Source organism: Virgibacillus oceani, assembly GCF_041521345.1.
GTDB lineage: Bacteria > Bacillota > Bacilli > Bacillales > Amphibacillaceae > Virgibacillus_N > Virgibacillus_N oceani_A.
The window spans coordinates 74,787-93,662 of sequence record NZ_JBGOHB010000001.1 but is presented as its reverse complement, the minus strand read 5'-3'; the positions used below and the strand labels follow the sequence as shown (position 1 = coordinate 93,662).

General features: G+C 38.4%; 18 protein-coding genes and 1 other annotated feature (1 of these 19 cut by a window edge). All 18 genes read left to right on the top strand.

The window, feature by feature from the left end; all coding sequences use genetic code 11:
• The first annotated feature begins 306 nt into the window (after positions 1 to 306).
• The 18 genes from ACDX78_RS00440 to ACDX78_RS00355 all read left to right on the top strand — a co-directional run bounded on the left by ACDX78_RS00440 (position 307) and on the right by ACDX78_RS00355 (position 18,695).
• Positions 307 to 1,779, top strand: a complete 1,473-nt coding sequence (locus ACDX78_RS00440; protein WP_486024413.1) for a UDP-N-acetylmuramoyl-L-alanyl-D-glutamate--2,6-diaminopimelate ligase — start codon at positions 307 to 309, stop codon at positions 1,777 to 1,779.
• Between the two features lie 5 nt (positions 1,780 to 1,784).
• Positions 1,785 to 3,143, top strand: a complete 1,359-nt coding sequence (locus tag ACDX78_RS00435; protein ID WP_486024411.1) for a UDP-N-acetylmuramoyl-tripeptide--D-alanyl-D-alanine ligase — start codon at positions 1,785 to 1,787, stop codon at positions 3,141 to 3,143.
• 102 nt (positions 3,144 to 3,245) lie between these two features.
• The gene (gene mraY, locus ACDX78_RS00430; protein WP_486024410.1) at positions 3,246 to 4,232 is read left to right on the top strand and encodes a phospho-N-acetylmuramoyl-pentapeptide-transferase; all 987 of its coding nucleotides are present in this window, start codon (positions 3,246 to 3,248) and stop codon (positions 4,230 to 4,232) included.
• Positions 4,229 to 5,578 carry a UDP-N-acetylmuramoyl-L-alanine--D-glutamate ligase gene (gene murD, locus ACDX78_RS00425; protein WP_486024408.1) on the top strand — a complete coding sequence of 450 codons (1,350 nt, stop codon included), beginning with the start codon at positions 4,229 to 4,231 and terminating at the stop codon, positions 5,576 to 5,578. The genes mraY and murD overlap by 4 nt, the downstream gene beginning before the upstream one ends.
• Positions 5,579 to 5,705: 127 nt before the next feature.
• Positions 5,706 to 6,770 (top strand): stage V sporulation protein E, encoded by a 1,065-nt coding sequence (gene spoVE, locus ACDX78_RS00420; protein ID WP_486024862.1) that lies wholly within the window; start codon positions 5,706 to 5,708, stop codon positions 6,768 to 6,770.
• Positions 6,771 to 7,657: 887 nt separating this feature from the next.
• Positions 7,658 to 8,491 (top strand): cell division protein FtsQ/DivIB, encoded by an 834-nt coding sequence (locus ACDX78_RS00415; RefSeq protein WP_486024407.1) that lies wholly within the window; start codon positions 7,658 to 7,660, stop codon positions 8,489 to 8,491.
• A 273-nt stretch (positions 8,492 to 8,764) separates the two neighbouring features.
• Complete coding sequence (ftsA, locus tag ACDX78_RS00410; RefSeq protein ID WP_486024405.1) at positions 8,765 to 10,045, top strand: cell division protein FtsA; 1,281 nt, start codon at positions 8,765 to 8,767, stop codon at positions 10,043 to 10,045.
• Positions 10,046 to 10,116: 71 nt separating this feature from the next.
• Entirely contained in the window at positions 10,117 to 11,256 is a 1,140-nt protein-coding gene (ftsZ, locus tag ACDX78_RS00405; protein ID WP_486024404.1) for a cell division protein FtsZ, read from the top strand.
• A gap of 655 nt (positions 11,257 to 11,911) precedes the next feature.
• Complete coding sequence (gene spoIIGA, locus ACDX78_RS00400) at positions 11,912 to 12,832, top strand: sigma-E processing peptidase SpoIIGA (RefSeq protein ID WP_486024402.1); 921 nt, start codon at positions 11,912 to 11,914, stop codon at positions 12,830 to 12,832.
• A gap of 14 nt (positions 12,833 to 12,846) precedes the next feature.
• Complete coding sequence (gene sigE / locus ACDX78_RS00395; RefSeq protein WP_486024401.1) at positions 12,847 to 13,566, top strand: RNA polymerase sporulation sigma factor SigE; 720 nt, start codon at positions 12,847 to 12,849, stop codon at positions 13,564 to 13,566.
• Between the two features lie 126 nt (positions 13,567 to 13,692).
• Positions 13,693 to 14,475, top strand: coding sequence for an RNA polymerase sporulation sigma factor SigG (gene sigG / locus ACDX78_RS00390; protein ID WP_486024400.1), 783 nt, complete (start codon positions 13,693 to 13,695; stop codon positions 14,473 to 14,475).
• Positions 14,476 to 14,796: 321 nt separating this feature from the next.
• Entirely contained in the window at positions 14,797 to 15,054 is a 258-nt protein-coding gene (locus ACDX78_RS00385; protein ID WP_486024399.1) for a YlmC/YmxH family sporulation protein, read from the top strand.
• A 56-nt stretch (positions 15,055 to 15,110) separates the two neighbouring features.
• Positions 15,111 to 15,920, top strand: coding sequence for a peptidoglycan editing factor PgeF (pgeF, locus tag ACDX78_RS00380; RefSeq protein WP_486024397.1), 810 nt, complete (start codon positions 15,111 to 15,113; stop codon positions 15,918 to 15,920).
• 26 nt (positions 15,921 to 15,946) lie between these two features.
• Positions 15,947 to 16,618 carry a YggS family pyridoxal phosphate-dependent enzyme gene (locus tag ACDX78_RS00375; protein WP_486024395.1) on the top strand — a complete coding sequence of 224 codons (672 nt, stop codon included), beginning with the start codon at positions 15,947 to 15,949 and terminating at the stop codon, positions 16,616 to 16,618.
• Positions 16,619 to 16,641: 23 nt separating this feature from the next.
• A complete protein-coding gene (locus tag ACDX78_RS00370; RefSeq protein WP_486024394.1) occupies positions 16,642 to 17,061 on the top strand; it encodes a cell division protein SepF in 420 nt (139 codons plus the stop codon).
• A gap of 8 nt (positions 17,062 to 17,069) precedes the next feature.
• The gene (locus tag ACDX78_RS00365) at positions 17,070 to 17,336 is read left to right on the top strand and encodes a YggT family protein (RefSeq protein WP_486024393.1); all 267 of its coding nucleotides are present in this window, start codon (positions 17,070 to 17,072) and stop codon (positions 17,334 to 17,336) included.
• A gap of 12 nt (positions 17,337 to 17,348) precedes the next feature.
• Positions 17,349 to 18,125 (top strand): YlmH family RNA-binding protein, encoded by a 777-nt coding sequence (locus ACDX78_RS00360; RefSeq protein ID WP_486024392.1) that lies wholly within the window; start codon positions 17,349 to 17,351, stop codon positions 18,123 to 18,125.
• A gap of 66 nt (positions 18,126 to 18,191) precedes the next feature.
• Positions 18,192 to 18,695, top strand: a complete 504-nt coding sequence (locus ACDX78_RS00355) for a DivIVA domain-containing protein (protein WP_486024390.1) — start codon at positions 18,192 to 18,194, stop codon at positions 18,693 to 18,695.
• Between the two features lie 53 nt (positions 18,696 to 18,748).
• Positions 18,749 to 18,876: a binding site (T-box leader), on the top strand; it runs 93 nt beyond the window's last position.

Here is an 18,876-nt window from a genome sequence, read left to right as displayed (position 1 = left end):
AACGCCCTGTGGGGTCTTACCGACCTCCTACTTCCCACAAATCTTTACGGTGGGGCGAGCATTTACGCGCAATCCCAGGAGTCTACGTATATTCCCTCCGCTATATTAGTTTATTGTTTATACAGTGGCTTTCGATATGTCCCAGCCCCTGCATGTAACTAAGGCTTTCGTCATTGCCATTAAGGATGGGCGATAAGTTAAGTTTTAACGCAGAAAGAAAGTTTCACATTACATTCCTCAGGGTATGTTTACACATGTTAAAAAAACAAGAAATTATTATGAAGAATTTGAAGGTAGGAGTATACGATGAAATTAACGGCATTACTTTCCAGTATTTCTTTTTATGAAACAACTTCCACCATAGAGAATATTGAAATACATACTTTGGAAATGGATTCCCGCGCTGTTAAAAAGGGAAGTCTGTTTGTATGTATATCCGGTTTTACGGTAGATGGCCATCATTTTGTGGAAGAAGCCGTAAAGAACGGAGCCTCTGCGGTAATTGCTGAAAAGCCGGTACAGGCTTATGTGCCGGTCATTACCGTTGCGGATACAGCAAGGGCTTTATCCATGCTTGCAGTGAAATTCTATAATGATCCAACAAGAGATTTTCCTTTAATCGGTGTTACAGGCACCAATGGAAAAACAACGGTGACATATTTACTGGAAACCATTTTTAACCATTATGAAAAAAAGACAGCAGTTATAGGCACGATACAAATGAAAATTGGTAAAGACACTTATCCAGTTAATAACACAACCCCTGACTCTTTGCATTTACAAAGGTCATTTAAGAAAATGCGTGAAGAGGGTGTGGAGCAAGGGGTTATGGAAGTGTCCTCCCACGCTCTGGATATGGGCAGGGTTTACGGCAGCGATTTTGATATTGCCGTCTTTACTAATTTATCCCAGGATCATTTGGATTACCATGAAAATATAGATGATTATTTGCGTGCAAAAAGTCTTTTGTTCAGTCAATTGGGAAATACTTATGATGATACGGGGAGAAAATTTGCAGTCATTAATACGGATGACCAGGCCAGTGATCTTTTAATACGGAGTACTGCACAGCATGTTATTTCATATGGTTATAAAAAGAACGCCCAGGTTATGGCAGAAGCTATTAAGCTTGAAGCTTCTGGCACTTCATTTCGGATGAAGACGCCTGTTGGGCAAATAGAAGTTAACAGCAATCTGATTGGCAATTTTAATGTGTATAATATGCTTGCCGCAAGTGGAGCGGCAATAGCCTCCAACATACCGCTACCCGTGATTAAGGAAGCACTGGAAAGCATTGAAGGAGTCAGCGGAAGGTTTGAAAGTGTGAACGAAGGACAGGTGTTTTCTGTTATTGTTGATTATGCTCATACGCCGGATTCCCTGGAAAATGTGCTGCAGACAGTAAAAGAATTTGCGAGAAATAAAGTTTACGTCATTGTAGGCTGTGGCGGTGATCGCGACCGGACAAAACGGCCACTCATGGCAGGGGTCGCGCTAAGGTTCGCAGACCATGCCATCTTTACTTCCGACAACCCGAGAACAGAGGATCCGCAAGCTATATTGAATGATATGACAGCAGAAATTGATAGTACTGCTAAAAGCTATGAGGTCATTCCGGACCGAAAAGAGGCAATCCATCAGGCTGTTCAGATTGCTGAAAAAGATGATATTATTTTGATTGCCGGTAAAGGCCATGAGACATATCAGCAAATCGGGCATACAAAATATGACTTTGATGATCGTGAAGTTGCCCGTCAGGCGATTCTTGAGAAGGGGTAATGGAAATGTTATTTACTGTAAGATGGTTAGCTGCTGAGCTCACGGAAAATAAAGGTAATACGGAAAGTGAAACTGAAATCAAGGAAGTATCTACAGACAGCCGGAAAAAAATGAACAGCGCTTTGTTTGTTCCCATTATTGGGGAAAACTTTGATGGTCATGATTATGTACAGCAGGCTGTTGAGCACGGTGCTGCTGCGATTTTATGGGATAAAAAGAGAAGGCTTCCTGCTAAATTGCCTGCGGATTTACCGGTGTTTTTTACAGATGATACAATTGCAGCACTGCAAAAGATTGCAGAAAATTACCGGATGGAAGTGGATCCGCTTGTTATTGGTATCACAGGTTCAAACGGAAAAACAACGACGAAGGATATGGTAAGAGCTGTCGTTGAAACCACATATAGAACCCATTATACATTAGGTAATTTGAACAATCATATTGGCCTGCCGCTAACTATTTTATCCATGAAAAGAGATACAGAGGTACTGGTATTGGAAATGGGAATGAACCAATTTGGGGAAATTGACAAATTATCAAGGCTTGCCAAGCCTGATTACGCAATTATCACCAATATCGGCGAATCCCATATCGAATTTCTCGGTTCCCGTGAAGGTATTGCCAATGCAAAATTAGAGATTCTCCATGGTCTCCATGAAAATGGTCAAATCATTATTGATGGGGATGAAAAGCTTTTGGAGAAGTTGCACGAACAAAAAAATGTAATCACATGCGGCTACGATAAAACAAATAGTAAAGTTATAGAGATCATCAATATGGAATATAACCGTACTGATTTTAATGTAGGAAATAAATTCAATTTCACTATCCCTTTATTGGGCAGCCATCATGTGCATAATGCTTCTTACGCTATTGCTATTGGCGAACTTTTAAAAATAAGTCAGGAAAATATACAACAGGCTTTACAAAAACTTTCCAGAACTTCCATGCGCTTTGAAATGATTAAAGGAATGAATGGTGCTTCCATTATAAATGATACCTACAATGCTTCCCCAACTTCGATGAAAGCAGCTATTGATGTCATCAGGCAGATGGATGGGTTTCATCATAAAATCCTGGTGCTTGGTGAGATTTTGGAGCTGGGGGCATATTCGGAAGAAATGCACAGGTCCATCGCTGAAAATATAATAGTGCCAATTACAGATGTATTTACATATGGTGATGAGGCAGCGTTTATTTCTGACAGTGTATCCGCAAATAACGAGGATATTCATTGCCAGCATTTTACTTCAAAAGAAGCACTGCTTCAGGAAGTGAAAAGCTACCTTAGAGAGGACGCCTTATTGTTGTTTAAAGCTTCAAGAGGTCTTCAATTTGAAAAGCTCATTGAGGAAATTATTTAATCAGGTTAAAGCAATGGAAATGTTCCAGCAGAGCAGCAATTGATGAAAAAGAAACTTGCTAAATTATTATAAGTGGACGGTTTTGCACTAGGAGGAGATAGTATGAATATTTCAGTCTTATTAATTACAATAGCAATTGCATTTTTAGTTACCGTCCTTTTATCTCCAATATTTATTCCATTTTTAAGAAGGTTAAAGTTTGGACAAAGCATTAGAGAAGAAGGACCGGAATCCCATTTGAAAAAAACTGGCACACCTACAATGGGCGGTCTTATGATTATATTCAGCATCATCATTACCTCCATTATTATGGTCGTTAGAATCGACCCTGATGGCATCAGCTATGAATTATGGCTATTGATTTTTGTATTGGCCGGATATGGTATTTTAGGTTTTTTGGATGATTTTATAAAAATTGCCATGAAACGAAATTTAGGCTTGACTTCCAAGCAGAAAATGTTTGGTCAAATTGTAATTGCACTTATCTTTTATTTTATATTACAAAGCCAAAACTTCCCAACTACGATTCAAATCCCGGGAACACAGGTGGAGTGGGAGCTAGGCTGGATGTATGCTGTTCTGATCATATTGATGCTTGTCGGTTCTTCCAATGCAGTAAACCTTACGGATGGATTGGATGGACTGCTTGCAGGAACTGCAGCAATAGCGTTTGGAACATTCGGATTACTGGCGTGGTATGGTTTTCCACAGTATGAAGTGACTATATTTTCTTTAGCCGTTGTTGGGGCGTTACTTGGGTTTTTGGTATTTAATGCGCACCCGGCAAAAGTTTTTATGGGGGATACCGGATCACTTGCTTTGGGTGCGGCAATTGCTGCTGTAAGTATTTTAACAAAAATGGAAATCCTGTTAGTGATCATTGGCGGGGTATTTGTAATTGAAACACTTTCAGTGATCATTCAGGTTATCTCATTTAAAACAACAGGAAAAAGGGTATTTAAAATGAGCCCGCTGCATCATCATTATGAATTGCTTGGCTGGTCGGAATGGAGAGTAGTTACTACCTTTTGGCTGATCGGACTGATCTTTGCTGCGCTTGGGATTTATATCGAGGTGGGATTAGGTTGAAAAAATTAATAGATTTTCCTTACTCAAGAATACTTGTATTAGGGCTGGCTAAAAGCGGTACTGCAGCCGCGAAATTATTGATTGAAAATGATCGTACTGTACGTGTGAATGATATAGCTGCAAAAGAAGAGGAGGGTACTGTTACAGAATTAATGTCAATGGGTGCGGAGATTATTTTAGGTTCCCATCCTGACTTTGTTTTGGATGATATAGAAATAGTTGTGAAAAATCCCGGCATTCCTTATGACAACCCTGTTTTATCTGAGGCTGATAAGCGTGGTATCCCGATTATTACAGAAATCGAGCTTGCCTATTTTTTAACAGAGGGTTTGCTTATTGGGATTACAGGATCAAATGGAAAAACAACGACAACCACCCTTATAACTGAAATGCTTACAAAAAGTGATCAACCTGTGAAGATAGCCGGAAATATCGGCCTGGTGGCAACGGATGTTGCACAAACATTAACAGAAAAAGAGCGTTTGGTATTGGAACTCTCTTCTTTTCAATTAATGGGAATCGATAAATTCCGTCCTAATATTGCGGTACTGCTTAATATTTACGAAGCACATCTGGATTATCATAAATCAATGGAAAATTATAAAGCTGCGAAATTCAATATATTCAAAAACCAGTCCGCTGAAGATTATTTGGTGTATAATGCGGATGATTCTATACTGGCTGAAGCAGTACAATCAGCAAACGCATATAAAATTCCCTTCTCGGTTAAAAAACCGCTAAAGGAACATGGCGCTTGGCTGGATGATGAATGGATATATTTTCGTGAGGAAAAGATCGCTAACCGCTCAGAGATTGTACTTGTAGGTGAGCATAACCTGGAAAATATACTTGCTGCTATTGCTGCAGCAAAATTAAATGGCGCCAGCAATGAAGCAATTAAAAATGTGTTATTAACATTTTCAGGTGTCAAACATCGGCTGCAATTTATTATGAATCACCGTGGAAGGTTATTTTATAATGATTCAAAAGCAACTAATATTTTAGCAACACAAAAGGCGCTTGCCTCGTTTAACCAGCCAGTAATACTTCTCGCTGGTGGCCTGGATCGGGGAAATGAATTTACAGACTTAATTCCCTATTTAAAAAGTGTAAAAGCTGTTGTAGCATTTGGACAAACAAAGGAAAAGTTAAAGCATACAGCTGATTCACAGGGGCTTCAGACCATTATGACAGAAGATGTTCAACAAGCCGTGGAAGCGGCTTATAAGGTCTCTGCAGAAGGAGATGTCATTTTACTGTCGCCTGCATGTGCTAGCTGGGATCAGTACCGTACATTTGAACAAAGAGGTGACATGTTTATACAAGCCGTGCATACATTATTATAGGGGCTTGTTGTAAACATAAATACAATATATTCATGAAGCAACACCCCTATTTTCAGTACGCGAAAAAAGGGGTGTTATATTGTTTGATAAAACGTTGAAAAACCATAATAAACCGGATTATCTCCTGATGGGATCTGTTATTGCACTGCTTATTATAGGCATAATTATGGTCTTTAGTTCCTCCTACGTATGGTCTGATTATAAATTTGGAGATGCTGCATTTTACTTGAAAAGACAGCTTCTTTTCACGGTTGCAGGCATCATCAGTATGTTTTTTATTATGCTCATTCCTTATACGACTTGGAAAAAATATGCAAAAAGGATTTTAATAGCTTGTTTCGTGTTACTTTTTCTTGTTTTGATTCCTGGCATTGGCATGGTACGCGGCGGAGCACAAAGCTGGATTGGGGTCGGTGCTTTCAGTATTCAGCCATCTGAGTTTATGAAACTTGGTTTGATTATTTTCTTAGCAGCTTTTCTGGCCGCCAATCAAAAATATATTACTTCATTTAAAAAAGGTTTTTTCCCTTCTATTATTTTGGTTTTCACTGCCTTTGGACTTATCATGCTTCAGCCGGACTTGGGAACAGGTATGGTACTTGTGTTAACTTGTATGCTGATGATTTTTACTGCAGGGGCAAAGATGTCCCATTTTTTTGGACTGGCTGCCCTGGGACTGGCAGGTTTTGTTGGTTTAATCGCTTCAGCCCCGTATCGAATTAGCAGAATAACAGCATTTTTGAACCCGTGGGATGATCCGTTAGGAGACGGATTTCAAATCATTCAATCACTTTATGCCATTGGACCAGGCGGGCTGATGGGGCTTGGTTTGGGAGGAAGTCTGCAGAAGTATTTTTATCTGCCGGAGCCACAGACGGATTTTATTTTTGCCATTTTGGGAGAAGAATTAGGCTTTATAGGCGGAACATTCGTTATTCTATTATTTTCCCTTGTATTTTGGAGAGGGATAAAAGTCGCCTTAGAGGCACCGGATGCGTTTTCCGGGTTCTTAGCCCTCGGAATTGTATCCATGCTCATCTTGCAGGCAATGATTAATATAAGTGTTGTCATTGGATTAATCCCCGTCACAGGGATTACCCTTCCATTTTTAAGTTATGGAGGCTCCTCTCTTACGCTGACTTTATGTTCGGTGGGAATCCTGCTAAATATAAGCAAATATACAAAAGTGTAAGTTAAAATTCTTTTTGAAAGGCTGATTTCTAAAATGAAATTGTTTTTTTGTCTTCTCAGTAGAAGGAAACTGCGGCGTAACTTTAAATGTTGTTTGAGTACCGATTAACGCTCCGGAAATACACTACGCTTTCCGCGGGTGGCTGGTGAGCCTCCTTGCCCCGACAAGGGGTATGCCGACGTTGCCCGCAAAGGGCGGTTTTAGTCGGCCTTCATTTGTCGCACTGCGGGGTCTCACCGAGGCCATTCCTCCCGCAGGAGTCTCCGTGTATTTCCTCCGCTGGAATTGGTTTACTACCTATTACTAGTGCAATTGACCGAAGCAATTGTGCTCTCACTAGTACGGGTGAGCGTAGGGCGGTGACTCCTCGAAAATATAATGCAATTTTCTTCGTGCGATGTAATGCTGACGCAGCCTTCCTTGTCCTGCGGGAACAGCACGAGTCCGAAGACCGCGCAGAGCGGTCGAGTGGATGGAAGGCTAAAGTCGCGACGTCCTGTCGCAACGCCTTCATGACTAACATCCTGTTAGCCCGAGGCTGAGGCCGTGCCCGCGGAAAGCATCCGCCCGAAGCGATCCCCTGACGGTAGGTGTTGCTTAGAGACTTAGGAAATAAAGAATAGTTACGTCACAGTTTATAGATTTTTTGGAATAAGTAACAATCTGTTAGAGCTTTTTAATCACCCGGAATGGAAAAAATGATCCATTTCGGGTGATTTTTTGTCCTATTAGCTATTTGGTAAAAATTAATATACTTTTTTATGGGAAACTATGTAATGCAGACTATAACTATAAGGGGAAAATGTGATATAATTCATATAACATGAAAGATGATAAAAGCAATATGTGTCTCTTTCTGTAATTTTTTTACAAAGGAAGAAATGGGGATGAGTAAAAAGAAAATTGTTTCAATCGAAGACAGGATTCCAAAATTGAAACAAGCCCGTAAAAAAAAGGCGAATCGACGTCTTGTATTTTATCTTTCTATTTTTTTCTTTTTGATTTCAATTATTGTATATTTGCAGTCGCCTTTGAGTCATATAAAAACCATTCAAGTTAATGGCAATTCTTTTTTAACGGATGAGGAAGTAATTGAACATAGTGAATTAGAAACAAGTACCAACATTTGGACGATTAACAGAGACGAAATTGTTGAACGGATTACGAATAATCCAATTGTGGAGTCTGCGGAGCTTAATCGAATACTTCCCCGGACAGTGGAAATTAACTTGGAAGAGTATGAACATGTCGGGTATGTAGAAGATGGAAACGGCTATTTGCCTCTTTTGGGAAATGGGACAGTACTTGAATCAATGCATCAATCAAGTCCAAATGGGGATGCTCCTATCATATTCGGTTTTAATGATGAGGAGTATTTACAAAGAATGTCAAGTGAGCTTGAAAAACTCCCGAAAGATATAAGTAATTTAATTTCTGAAATTCACTGGACACCTGCTGAAGATGATAGTAATAAATTATTATTATATATGAATGATGGTTTTTTAGTGGATGGTGCGATTAGAAATTTTGCTGAAAGAATGGAAGTATATCCTTCTATTGCTGCCCAGCTAGATGAAGGAGCACAAGGTATTATTCATATTGGCGTAGGAGCTTATTTTGAATCATTCGATGAACCATCAACTGAGGATGAAACAGAAGATGATATAGAAACAGAAAGCGGAAATGATGAGACAGTATCTGATCAGGATGCAGATGATTGATTTTTTCCATGAAAGTCATATAAATCGCAGACAATGCGAAGTTATATAAAAAAGTATATCCGGCGAGAGATAAGTTGATATATAAGTAATATTGTTTTGTAAAAATATGAGATTATGCCTAAATTATAAAGAAATCTCCTGTTTTTGGCTTGATCAACATATATATATTTTCTTTTTCTAGCAATATACTATAAAATAATAAATTATCAGGTATTAATGACTAAGATAGAGTGAGATACATATAGTGGAACCGAACGAGGGGGTGCCTTTTCTTTGAATAATAGTGAAATTTTGGTAAGTCTTGATATAGGAACTACAAAAGTGAAAGTAATCATTGGAGAAGTATTAAATGATTCATTGAATATTATTGGCGTTGGAACAGCCAAGTCCAAGGGCTTAAAAAAAGGTGCAGTCGTGGACATTGATCAGACAGTTCATTCAATTAGAAATGCTGTTGAACAGGCTGAAAGAATGGTAGGTATGCAAATTGACAGCGTGGTCGTAGGAATCAATGGAAATCATGTACAATTGCAGCCTTGTCATGGAGTGGTAGCTGTTCAGAGTGAAGATCGTGAAATTACGGATGAGGATATTACGAGAGTCATTGATGGCGCTCAAGTAGTATCTATTCCTCCTGAACGTGAGATTATCGATGTTGTTCCACAGCAATTTATCGTAGACGGTCTGGATGAAATTAACGATCCGCGCAGAATGATTGGTGTACGATTGGAGATGGCAGGGACAATAATCACCTGTTCTAAAACCTTCTTACACAATATTTTGAAGTGTGTAGAACGTGCTGAATTGGAAATTGCAGATATTTGTCTTCAGCCGCTTGCTGCGGGTACTGTTGCACTATCCAATGATGAAAGGAATATGGGTGTAGCATTAATAGAAATCGGTGGAGGCTGTACTACTTTATCGGTTTTTGAAAATGATCATCTCGTTTCCACCAGTGTAATTAATCTCGGCGGAGACAATATTACAAAAGACCTATCGATAGGTTTACGAACTTCCACGGAAGAAGCGGAAGATATTAAACAGAATTATGGTCATGCTTATTATGATGATGCACAGGAAGATGAAGTTTTTGAAGTAGGAGCCATAGGTAATAATTCAAAGCAGACGTATAATCAACTGCAGGTTGCTGATATCATCGAAGCCAGACTGGAAGAAATTTATGCATATGTGGATGATGAAATTAAAAAAATGGGTTTTGACGACTTGCCGGGCGGTTACGTGTTAACGGGCGGTACCATGACAATGCCCGGGGTGATGGAGCTTGCCCAGGACATTTTCCGTTCTAATGTCCGCATTGCCATTCCTGATTATATCGGGGTGAGAGAACCTCTATTTACAGCAGGCGTAGGTATCTTGCAATTTGCTTATCGTAATGCGAAAATACAAGGAAAAGATTTATTCCCTGCTGTACAAATTCACGATAATGAACAAAGAGTGAAGCGAAATCCGAAACAGCCAAAAACAAATACGCCAAAAGAAAAGAAGAAAAAAGAGTCCAAAATAGCTAATATGTTTAAGTATTTCTTTGATTAAAATTCGATTTTAATCTTTATAGAAATTAGCTATGGGTTACTTGTAATTTTGCATATTAGGAGGAACGAAATATGTTGGAGTTTGATACAAATATGGAGGAATTAGCAACGATAAAAGTTATTGGTGTTGGCGGCGGCGGAAATAACGCTGTAAACCGCATGATTGATCATGGGGTTGAAGGTGTCGAATTCATAGCTGTTAATACAGATGCACAGGCATTAAATCTATCAAAAGCGGAAGTGAAATTACAAATTGGCAGCAAACTGACCCGCGGGCTGGGTGCTGGTGCTAACCCGGAAGTCGGCAAAAAAGCAGCCGAAGAAAGCAAGGAGCAGCTTGAGGAAGTACTGCAAGGTGCTGACATGATTTTTGTCACTGCTGGTATGGGCGGAGGTACCGGTACCGGTGCAGCGCCAGTCATTGCTCAGGTGGCCAAAGATCTAAACGCACTGACAGTTGGTGTCGTTACACGTCCATTTTCCTTTGAAGGAAGAAGACGTTCTACACATGCGGTTTCAGGTATAGAATCATTAAAAAATAGTGTAGATACGCTCATAGTTATACCTAATGACCGCTTATTGGAAATCGTGGATAAGAATACACCAATGCTTGAAGCCTTCCGGGAAGCGGATAATGTACTTAGACAGGGTGTGCAGGGCATCTCTGACCTGATTGCAAAACCTGGTTTGATTAATGTGGATTTTGCGGATGTAAAAACAATTATGTTTGATAAGGGATCCGCTCTAATGGGAATTGGTGTTGCTACCGGTGAAACAAGAGCTACAGAAGCCGCGAAAAAAGCAATCTCTTCTCCTTTATTGGAAACATCCATTGATGGAGCGCACGGTATTTTAATGAATATCACAGGCGGGATTAACCTAAGTTTATATGAAGTGCAGGAGGCGGCGGATCTGGTTACTTCTGCTGCAGATGAAGAAGTTAATGTTATTTTTGGTTCCGTCATTAATGAAAATTTAAAAGATGAAATCGTTGTAACCGTCATTGCAACAGGATTTGATGAATCCACAAACAAACAGACGAGAAGTCCAAAAGTGGATCGTCCGGGAATCAACCATACGCAGCATGCGGCAACAAGAGCAAATGATGACATTCCAAGGGAACAAAGAGAGCCTGTTCAGCAACAGCGTCCGAAACAAGAGGACGAGCTGGATATCCCTACATTTTTACGAAACCGTAATCGAAACCGCTAATCAAAGTGAAAGGAAAGAAGCAAGTGCTAAATTGGAGGCACTTGCTTCTTTTTTTATGAGTCAGAAAATCCTGCAAGTCTGTTGCTTAGTATAATTTACTTTACCGCAATTTCTTAGTAAAGAAGTATCTGAGAATGCCTGTCAATTCCTCAATAGCTGGAATTTGCGTGAAGAAGTATTTGAGAATGTCTGTCTGTTTCCTCAACAGCTACTTTTTGCGAAATGACGTACCCTAGAATGCCTTCCGAAAACTTCAATTGACTAATTTTTTGCTACAAGGTATACAGTTCACAAAAACCTTCTAACGTTCATCTCCCGATAAAAGCATTATTGAATAGAATACCTGGCAGTCCAAACCAGGGAAGAAAGAATATAAACTTTAGTTGAACTAGTACAAAACATTCAGGCCCAATGAAAAGCTCATTTTTATAAAGTGCTGGGTGACAAACTATTCAATAACTAGCTAAAATTAGTTGCTTTATGCATACAAGAATAGACAGACTTTGCTCTTTATATCCCTTATACTCTTTTTAACTGCCGAGGAAGTATTGTTGTTTTAATATGTATGAAACAGATTCTTATCTCTCATTGTAATCTAGTACTTTATTAAAATAGTAAACCAGATAATCGATTGTAGCTGAAAGGAAGAATACCTTTGACTATTTACCTTGATGCTGTATGGATGCTGAACTTTTTATTGGATATGATGCTCTTATTTTTGACCCAAGCCTTGGCAAGAGAAAGCATAAGGAAAAAGAAAATCGTTTTTGGTGCCCTGGTTGCGTCACTCATCGTTCCTGTATCATTTTACTTTCCTGATTCATTATTGACTACTGCACCAGGCAAATTAATGTATTCCATACTAATCATTTACTGTTCATTTGGTTATAAATCATTTTATCGAACGGTGAAATTGCTTTTTTTATTTTACTTTGTATCGTTTTCGATAGGAGGTGGTTTAATTGCTATACACTTTCTATTCCAGCAGCCTGTAAGTATAACGGCAAATGGCATTTTAACCGTTAATCACGGGTTTGGGGATCCGATCAGCTGGCTGTTTGTGGTGATAGGGTTTCCATTTGTATGGGGCTTTACAAAACGACGAATGGACAGGCATGTCGTAGAAAAAATACGCTATGACCAGCTATGTCCTGTGACGTTAAAAATAAAACAGCAAAGTTATTCTACTCACGGCTATATTGACAGCGGAAATCAGCTTCTGGACCCAATAACGAAAAAGCCGGTTATCATATGTGATGAACCCTTTTTAAAGCAATGGTTCTCTGAAGAAGAGTGGAAACTTCTGAAACAACTGCAGGACCATCTTGATTTTAGTAAAATACCTGCTGAATGGGAGAACTTTATTCAAATTGTTCCATATCAGGGCGTTCAGGGAACAAGTATGTTTTTGCTTACAGTCAGACCGGATGAGATCACCATATTATATGAAAATAAAAAAATTGTTACCAGTCACTTTTTAGTTGGAATTCAATTTGCGGACCTGGTAAAAGACAGGACTTATCATTGTCTGCTGCAGCCGCAAATGATTCAATTATCAGCAATACATTCTGCATAAAGGGGAGATTCTGAGTGAAAATAATAAAATTACGTTTGCGTCTATGGTGGTATAAAATACAAATCAAGCTGGGGATCAAATCCGATGAAATATACTACATAGGTGGAAGTGAAGCACTGCCGCCTCCTTTATCCAAGGAGGAAGAGAAAGAATTACTGACACTTCTCCCTGAAGGAGATAAGTCAGCCAGAGCCGTACTGATTGAGCGGAATCTACGGTTAGTTGTTTATATTGCACGCAAGTTTGAAAATACTGGAATAAATATTGAAGATTTAATTAGTATTGGAACAATCGGTTTAATAAAGGCTGTAAATACCTTTAATCCAGAGAAACAAATAAAGCTGGCAACATATGCATCCAGATGTATCGAGAATGAAATATTAATGTATTTACGCAGAAATAATAAATTAAAATCCGAAATCTCATTTGATGAACCGCTAAATATAGATTGGGACGGGAATGAACTGCTGCTCTCGGATGTCCTTGGAACTGAGGAGGATATCATTACGAAAGACTTGGAAATAAGTGTAGACAAAAGTCTGTTGAAAGATGCGCTTTCCCAACTGAACGACCGGGAAAAACAAATCATGGAGCTCAGGTTCGGATTAATCGGAAAAGAGGAAAAAACCCAGAAAGATGTTGCCGACATGTTAGGTATTTCACAATCATATATTTCACGGTTGGAGAAAAAAATAATTCGCCGATTAAAAAAAGAATTTAATAAAATGGTTTAACCTTATCTGTCAAAGGTTTTCAATGATTTTCAACATTTGATGACCAAATTCGGCCTGCATAAAAACCCTTTCCCAGGGAGATACTGTCCATGAACAGCATCACCAATCTGGGAGGGTTGAACAGAAATGACTAGACATAAAGTTGAAATATGTGGTGTTGATACATCAAAGCTGCCTGTACTTAAAAATGAAGAAATGCGAAAGCTATTTATACGAATGCAACAAGAAGATGATCTTTCTGCACGGGAAGAACTGGTAAATGGCAATCTAAGACTGGTATTAAGTGTTATTCAGCGATTTAATAATCGCGGTGAATATGTTGATGACTTATTCCAGGTAGGTTGTATCGGTTTAATGAAATCAATTGATAACTTTGATTTATCGCATAATGTGAGGTTTTCAACGTATGCTGTTCCAATGATCATTGGCGAAATTAGAAGGTACTTACGGGATAATAATCCGATAAGAGTTTCGAGATCATTAAGAGATGTTGCCTATAAGGCATTACAGGTAAGAGAGGGACTGATCAATAAAACATCGAAAGAACCAACCGCAATGGAAATTGCAGAAGAAATGGATCTTCCTCATTCAGATATTGTATTTGCTATGGAAGCGATCCAGGATCCTGTTTCTTTATTTGAACCTATATACAACGATGGGGGCGACCCGATTTTTGTAATGGATCAAATTAGTGATGAGAAGGATAAAGACTCCACATGGCTGGACAAACTCTCGTTAAAAGAAGGAATGTATCAACTGAATGAAAGGGAAAAAATGATATTGAATAAGCGGTTTTTCCAAGGAAAGACACAAATGGAAGTCGCAGATGAGATTGGGATTTCCCAGGCTCAGGTGTCGAGACTTGAAAAAGCAGCGATCAGTCAGATGAATAAGCAGATGTTTGAATAATGAATGTCTTTTTAATTTAGAGTTATTGCCGGGGATAATCGTGAAGAAATTAATAAAATAATTAAATTCTTTGTGCCGGTTTTTATAAAAATTTGTAAAATAGCATGAAACGAGGAGGATTTAATATAATCTTTATTATGTAAAAAATTCCATGAAAAAGTAAAAGAAACAGGGCGATGATTGCCTTGTTTCTTTTTTGTGATTGAAGGAGAAAAGCGAAATGGTTCACTATAAGAACGGGGAAATAAGGCAAGTTATCTAATGCTTTCTAAAATGAATTCTGCTTGCATATAATTAAAAGTATAATGGGGGTGAAGAGGGATGATCAGATTATCGGAGCTTCAATTAAAAGAGGTTATTATTATTGATGATGGGAGTCGGCTGGGTCATATCTCCGACCTGGAAATAGATACAGACATCGGCAGGATTATTGGCATTGTGTTAATGATGAAAGAGAAAAAAGGTTTTTTTGATAAACCGGAAGAATTGGTCATTCACTGGAGTCAAATTGTCAGGATAGGATCTGATGTGATCCTCGTCAGGAATGTGGACCAGCCAAAATTATATGGACCTTCATAAAAAGGCAGAGAAGTGTGTTAAAATGGACAAGTAATTTTAGCTAAGGAGGCAGCAGCATGAGTGAACCATTTAGACAGGAAAATGAAAGGATTCTCTCTATCAAAAGCTGGCAAAACAAGATTCCCGGATTAATTGCCGGATTTACTACAAGAACCGGCGGGGTAAGTGAGGTACCATTTGATTCTTTAAATATTGGATTACACGTAAATGATGATAAACAACATGTTTTGGCAAACAGAAAATTACTGTTGGATGATGTATCTTTTTCGATCAATGAATGGGTTAGTGGAGAGCAGGTTCATAAGACAAAGGTAAAGAAGGTGGATAAGGAAAACAAAGGTAGTGGTGCTGCATCGCTAACAACTTCTATTCCGGATACAGATGGATTGATTACAGACAAAAAAGGAATTTTCTGTATCGCTTATTTTGCTGATTGTGTGCCGTTGTTTTTCTTTGACCCAAAAACAGAATATATTGGAATCGCCCATGCTGGGTGGAAAGGAACAGTGAATGGCATGGCTTCCAACATGGTATCCGCCTTTCAAGAGGAAGGAGTGCTTGCAGAAGATCTGCTTGTTGCCATCGGGCCATGTATTTCAACAAAATATTATGAAGTCGATGAGCATGTCATTAGTCATATACCGTCGGAACTTAGTGATAATGCCGTTATTCCTCAGGAAAATGCTCGATTTCTGCTCGATTTAAAACAGTTAAATGTGGATATCCTTTTACAATCAGGGGTATTACGTAATAATATAGATGTAACCAGCTACTGTACGTATAAGGATGAGCAGTTATTTTTTTCACATAGGAGAGATGAGGGGAAAACGGGAAGAATGGCAGGATTTATTGGCTTTTCCCTTTAACTATTTTTAAAGGAGAAATGGTAATAATGGATGTAGCAGTTAACTTGGCAAACATAAAGGAACAAATCAGACAGGCATGTGCAAAAAGTAATCGAAATATAGAAGAAATTACCGTAATTGGTGTGACAAAATATGTTACAATAGAACGAACAGAAGAAGCATTACAGTCTGGTATTACAAATTTTGGGGAAAATCGGCTGGAAGGTTTTCTGACAAAATATGACCATATCGGGGACAGGGCAAAATGGCATTTTATCGGTACATTGCAATCGAGAAAGGTAAAGGATGTTATTGATAAAGTAGATATGATTCATTCATTGGACAGGATGTCATTAGCGAAAGAAATTAATAAACGGGCAAATCAGACGATGAATTGCTTTGTGCAAGTAAATGTGAGTGGGGAAGAATCAAAGCATGGACTCAAACCAGAAGAAGTAGTGTCTTTCATAGAAGAAGTTGGCAAATACGAAAAAATACGCATCGTTGGCCTGATGACAATGGCTCCTCATATAGAGGATGAATCCCGTTTAAAAGAAATTTTTAGGGATCTTGCTGCATTAAGAGATAAAGCAAGGAGTCAAAACTTTTCCCACGCACCTTGTAAATTTTTATCCATGGGCATGAGTAATGACTTTTCATTGGCTATAGAAGCAGGTGCAACTCATATACGTATTGGTTCAAGCCTTGTTGGCGAATAAAAAAAGGGACAAGAGGTGAGATGATGAGTATAAAGAATAAGATTAAAGATTACTTCACCATGGAAGACGAATATGAATATGTTGAGGAACCTGTTGAATCGGATGAGCCGCTGAATAAGCAAAACAAACAAAATGTCGTGAATCTCTCAAGCATTCAAAAGTCACCTGCAAAAGTGGTACTTTGTGAACCTAGAAATTATAATGAAGCACAGGAGATTGCCGATAATATTGTAAATAGACGGGCTGTTGTCATTAACTTGCAGCGTGTGGAACATCAGCAGGCAAAACGAATCGTGGATTTTCTAAGTGGAACAGTATATGCAATCAATGGGGATATTCAGAAGCTTGGTGCAGATACGTTTTTATGTACACCTGATAATATTGATGTGACCGGTTCCATCACAGAATCCTTCATGGAAAAAGAATACGAAAAAGGATGGTAAAATAAAATATGGCTTTATTGTTTGGAATAGTATCAAATGCATTAATGATTTACAGTTATGCATTAATCGTATATATTTTCATGTCCTGGTTCCCGGGTGCACGAGAATCTGCATTCGGAACTTTTTTAACTAAAATATGTGAACCTTACCTTGAGCCTTTTCGGAAAATAATTCCCCCTCTTGGTATGATTGATTTATCACCAATTGTTGGTATTCTTGTGCTTCATTTAGCAAGGTTTGGCGTTTTCGAGCTATATCAGATGATTGCTTTATAAAGGAAGTTTGAAATGGATATTTATCAGCATTTCCGAAAAGATGAAAGGCCATTTATTGATCAGGTGCTTTCATGGAAAGAACAAGTAGAAAGGTCATTTATAAATAAACAAACTGATTTTCTGGATCCAAGGGAGCAGCAAATTGTCAGCATGATCGTTGGCAGTAATGACGCGGATCTAAAATTTGATATATTTGGCGGTTTCCAAAATGCAGAAAGACAGCGTGCTATTATATATCCGTACTATGAGGAAGTAGCAGAGAAAGACTTTTCCCTCACCATGCTTGAAGCAACCTATCCGGAAAAGTTTTTAACCTTAACCCACCGTGATATTTTAGGAGCATGTTTGTCACTTGGCATGAAAAGAAATAAACTTGGTGACATTATGGTGGAGGACGGAAAAATTCAAATCATATTGGCCAGTGAAATAGCTGCATATGTTATAGTAAATCTTACCTCCATCAACAAAGCAGCGATAACACTAAAAGAGAAATCTTTATCTTCTATCATAGATAAAAAGGTGGAGTGGATAGAGAGAGACCATACGATAGCTTCTTTACGGCTTGATGTCGTTTTAAAGGAAACATATCAACTTTCAAGGAAAACAGCCCTTGAATTAATAAAAAGACAATTTGTGAAAGTGAATTATAAGGTTGTCGAAGAAGCAAAATTTTTGCTGCAGGAAGGCGATATGTTATCTGTACGAGGCAAAGGAAGAAGTAAGCTCGAAACGATAAATGGAAAAACAAAAAAAGATAAGTTGAAAATCACAATGGCTGTGCTAAAATAGAAACCATAGTATATTGTCGAATACATTTTTATTATTTTACAAGCAGTTCGAACGGAGGTGGCCGATATGTCATTAACACCATTGGATATTCATAATAAAGAGTTTACAAGAAAGTTTAAAGGCTATGATGAAGATGAAGTAAATGAATTTCTTGATCAGGTTATTAAAGATTATGAGATGACGATCAGAGAGAAAAAAGATTTAGAGGAGAAGGTCAATCAGCTTAATGAAAAGCTGGGACATTTCACCAATATTGAAGAAACTTTAAATAAATCCATTTTAATTGCCCAGGAAACAGCTGAAGAACTTACAGGCAATGCAACAAAAGAATCCAAGTTAATTATAAAAGAAGCGGAAAAAAATGCCGATCGTATTATTAATGAAGCATTAACAAAATCACGCCGTATTTCCATGGATGTTGAAGAACTGAAGAAACAGGCAAAAGTTTTCCGTACCAGATTGAAAATGCTGGTAGAAGCACAAATGGAAATGATAAATACAGGAGATTGGGAAGATCTTTTTGATACAGATATAGGTGAAGAGCTCGATTTAGTGGAAAATGATTCTTAAGACTTGACGTTATTTGGAATTATACATATAATTCATAATCAAACTTCACGAAATAAAATGCAATGATGGAAATAGTATAGAAGTTATTTCTGCTATAGCGAGTCAGGGGGCGGTGAGAGCCTGGTGCAGAGTTACTTGTAGAAGATCATTCCGGAGCAGCCATTATGAATCGAGTAATAAT

Bases quoted from the DNA above. Each gene is read 5' to 3' on its own strand.
- ACDX78_RS00440 (WP_486024413.1), top strand. From the start codon at position 307: ATGAAATTAACGGCATTACTTTCCAGTATTTCTTTTTATGAAACAACT.
- ACDX78_RS00435 (WP_486024411.1), top strand. From the start codon at position 1,785: ATGTTATTTACTGTAAGATGGTTAGCTGCTGAGCTCACGGAAAATAAA.
- mraY (WP_486024410.1), top strand. From the start codon at position 3,246: ATGAATATTTCAGTCTTATTAATTACAATAGCAATTGCATTTTTAGTT.
- spoVE (WP_486024862.1), top strand. From the start codon at position 5,706: ATGGGATCTGTTATTGCACTGCTTATTATAGGCATAATTATGGTCTTT.
- ACDX78_RS00415 (WP_486024407.1), top strand. From the start codon at position 7,658: ATGAGTAAAAAGAAAATTGTTTCAATCGAAGACAGGATTCCAAAATTG.
- ftsZ (WP_486024404.1), top strand. From the start codon at position 10,117: ATGTTGGAGTTTGATACAAATATGGAGGAATTAGCAACGATAAAAGTT.
- sigG (WP_486024400.1), top strand. From the start codon at position 13,693: ATGACTAGACATAAAGTTGAAATATGTGGTGTTGATACATCAAAGCTG.
- ACDX78_RS00385 (WP_486024399.1), top strand. From the start codon at position 14,797: ATGATCAGATTATCGGAGCTTCAATTAAAAGAGGTTATTATTATTGAT.
- pgeF (WP_486024397.1), top strand. From the start codon at position 15,111: ATGAGTGAACCATTTAGACAGGAAAATGAAAGGATTCTCTCTATCAAA.
- ACDX78_RS00375 (WP_486024395.1), top strand. From the start codon at position 15,947: ATGGATGTAGCAGTTAACTTGGCAAACATAAAGGAACAAATCAGACAG.
- ACDX78_RS00370 (WP_486024394.1), top strand. From the start codon at position 16,642: ATGAGTATAAAGAATAAGATTAAAGATTACTTCACCATGGAAGACGAA.
- ACDX78_RS00365 (WP_486024393.1), top strand. From the start codon at position 17,070: ATGGCTTTATTGTTTGGAATAGTATCAAATGCATTAATGATTTACAGT.
- ACDX78_RS00360 (WP_486024392.1), top strand. From the start codon at position 17,349: ATGGATATTTATCAGCATTTCCGAAAAGATGAAAGGCCATTTATTGAT.
- ACDX78_RS00355 (WP_486024390.1), top strand. From the start codon at position 18,192: ATGTCATTAACACCATTGGATATTCATAATAAAGAGTTTACAAGAAAG.